Origin of the sequence: Corynebacterium pilosum DSM 20521 = CIP 103422, from assembly GCF_000373805.1 — a bacterium.
GTDB lineage: Bacteria > Actinomycetota > Actinomycetes > Mycobacteriales > Mycobacteriaceae > Corynebacterium > Corynebacterium pilosum.
The window spans coordinates 1-3152 of the sequence record NZ_KB892464.1 but is presented as its reverse complement, the minus strand read 5'-3'; the positions used below and the strand labels follow the sequence as shown (position 1 = coordinate 3152).

1 protein-coding gene and 1 pseudogene are annotated in these 3152 nt (G+C 55.7%); one reads left to right on the top strand and one right to left on the bottom strand.

The genetic code is table 11. The features are described 5' to 3' along the window. Positions 1-141: 141 nt before the first annotated feature. Positions 142-1263, top strand: a pseudogene (locus B097_RS12750) (IS256 family transposase); the annotation flags it as partial. Between the two features lie 729 nt (positions 1264-1992). Here the strand turns inward: B097_RS12750 and B097_RS0108420 are convergent. Next, on the bottom strand, positions 1993-2769 hold the full coding sequence (locus B097_RS0108420) for a hypothetical protein (RefSeq protein ID WP_018582089.1): 777 nt from the start codon (positions 2767-2769) through the stop codon (positions 1993-1995). Between the last annotated feature and the right edge of the window lie 383 nt (positions 2770-3152).

The window sequence follows — 3152 nt, the reverse complement described above, 5'->3', positions numbered from 1 at the left end:
CTTGTCCCGCACTCCCATTATCAGTGTCCGTTAGTGTGGTGTATCTGTAACTGCCGGTAGGTGACCCCAAAGACGATAAAGGGCGACCACCGCAGTACCTTTCGAATCCGTAACCACACTTCCTCGAAAGGACAACCCACGATGGCCGCTGGCCCCCATTCTATTGACCCGACCACCTACCTCGACGAACTACTGGCCCAAGCCTCCCCGGACCTGATGCGCGAGATGCTCCAAGGGTTCATCAACCAGATCCTCTCGACCCAGGCCGACCAAGTCTGCGGCGCCGACTACGCCACCGTCAGTGATGCGCGCACCAACGTCCGAAACGGCTACCGCCACCGCGACCTCGACACCCGGGTCGGCACCGTCGACGTCGCCGTGCCCAAACTCAGAACCGGCTCGTTCTTCCCGGACTGGCTGCTGGAACGGCGCACCCGTGCCGAACGGGCTCTGACCACCGTGATCGCCACCTGCTACCTGAAGGGCGTGTCGACGCGCCGGATGAATGACCTGGTCGCCAGCCTGGGGATCAACAACTTGTCGAAGTCACAGGTCTCCGAAATGGCCAAAGATCTCGATCAGATGGTGGAAGATTTCCGCACCCGGCCCCTGGATACCGGCCCCTACCTCTATGTTTCCTGCGACGCGTTGACCATGAAGGTGCGTGAAGGCGGACGGGTCGTGAAAACCTCCGTGCTGCTGGCCACCGGCGTGAACGCGGAAGGCTACCGCGAGCTACTCGGCATGCAGGTTGCCACATCCGAGTCCGTGGCCTCCTGGACGGGTTTCTTTCGCGACCTCAAGGCCCGGGGCCTACACGACGTCTACCTGGTCACCAGCGACGCACACTTGGGCATCCAGCACGCTATCGGCGAGGTCCTGCCGAATGCTTCGTGGCAACGGTGTCGCACACATTTCGCGAAGAACCTCTCCGGACTGGTGCCCAAAAGCCAATGGCCGACCTTGTCGGCGATGTTCCACACGATCTTCCAGCAACCGGACGCCGCATCGGTGTGGAAGCAGGCCCGGGAAGTAGTGACTTTCTGTGAGCAGAAGTTTCCGCACGTGGCCGACTACCTCGAGGAAGCCCTGGATGAGCTACTCGCGTTCACCCATGCCCCGAAGGCGGTGTGGACGAAGGTCTGGTCGAATAACCCCACCGAGCGGTTGAACCGGGAGATCCGCCGGCGCACGGACATCGTGGGGATCTTCCCCAACCGCGATGCCATCGTGCGTCTGGTCGGGGCGGTGCTGACTGAGCAGCATGAGTGAGAAGGATCCAGCAGAAGCGCTACATGTCGCTGACGGCCCTGGACCAGACGAAGACCATGATGAACGCCAACGTCATCGACGCCGGCGACACCACTCAGGAGGTCGCATGAGCCGGCGCCGATACCGGGCTCGTGCCGGTCCCTGAGATCGTAATGCTGCCTGTTGTATCGAAAGGGCAGATACACCACTCGCGTGGACTTGACCATACAACTCGGATTTAGTTTCCAAATGGTATTTGTTTTAGGGGTAGAAAATAGCAAGTGTCCGTCATAATCAAAGGTAAGAGCATTCAACTGCGCACCTGAGGTATGCCAACCTCCGGCGGCACCTACCCCCAGGCTGAAAGAACCCCTGCCAGCTCTTTCGCCCGTGAAAGCATCGTATTTATCAATCGTGAAATTGTTCAGACCTCCTGATCCGACGAATTGGATTCCATAAAGGAACTTGCCATCTTTTGAAACCGCGATATCCCCATATCCTGTCTCAACATCAAATTGCTGCCCAACTCGTATATCCTTGTAGTCTGGAGAAATATCATGACGCGTAAATTTGTTCTCAGAGTTGACCCAGTAGGTGAGCTCTGTGGGTGGTGCAGCCAAAGCAGGAGACGGCTCCACTTCATAGTTGCTTCTAGTTAGTTTGTACCGCACAGTTAACGTGTCGCCGTTTTTAACTTGGAGTCTGTTACGCGATTCAACCCACCCGTTAGAGTACCACTCGTCATACGGCGCATTTCGCCCCCGTCGTGACCCAACGGTGTTTCACCAGATCGATCCCCGCCCATGACTTCTGGTTCGTCGCAGATAAGCTCGCATCGTCATTTGTAGTATTATTGTGCCAAAGCAGGCCTACGCCATCCAGCCGCGCACCCTGCTGAAGGTTGAACCATCCTCGTGGATTGAATTGTAGTTCTCGGAATGGTCCAGAGCCGTTTCGGATGTTGTCGAGCTTGAACGTAAAACGCATAATAGCAACCCGGCCGTCATCCTCTTCCGGCACTGCTTCAATAAGCTCAAAATTGTGACCACCCCCGATGTATTGTATGGTACTGCCTTTAAATTCTGGTATATGCTCATACATTGGTCCAAGATCTGGAGTTTGTGTGTCCCGGCTCAGGTCTCGTACGACGTCATCATCGATAGAAAAGTCAGCGGAGTCCGCCTCAACAGCTGTGGCCAGCCGCCACTCCTGGGCAGATACAGGCGTATTGCTGTTAACGAGTATCTGAATTTTAAGGTCTTCGCTCTCGTACCCGAGCAAGGCGAGGCGAATGGCTTGCTTACCCTCCGCTGTGTGACCTAATTGGGCCAGCGCGCCATCACCATTGATTCTTGCGGACTCAAGGACTACATCTTCACCATCGTCCAGGCGAATCAAGGTCAGAAAATCTAAACCCTCTAGCTTCTCCTTAGGAACTGTTCCTTCAAGGGAGTAGGAATAGACATCGCTGCCAGCTTTTGTGGCATCTTTAACCTCGAAGCGAAGCTCTTCTTCCAATTCCGCTGCGTCAGGTTCGGCAGGAATATCGAGCTCGAAGAGAGGCTCTGGACTGAATAACTCTAAATCGGGCTCGCCCAGGCTGCCCTGCTCTTGCCCGTCTACGCTAGGAACCTCTACTAAGTCCCCACTTTAAACAGAAGGCTCCTCGCTGAGAGCTGTTGTGGGGCTAGTGGGCGTCAGGATGTCTACCTCCCCTGGCACGGATGTCGCGGTAGGGACTACACCGGTCACCATAATAAAACCGGCAACTACAAAAGCAGACGCTAAACGTCGAATAGACGCAGAGGACCTGACCCCCGTTTGGTAGACAGCTAACATCCCAATATTCTGGGACTGAAAGGTAATCTCCACACCATGCCAAGCAAGACCTATTCAGAGGA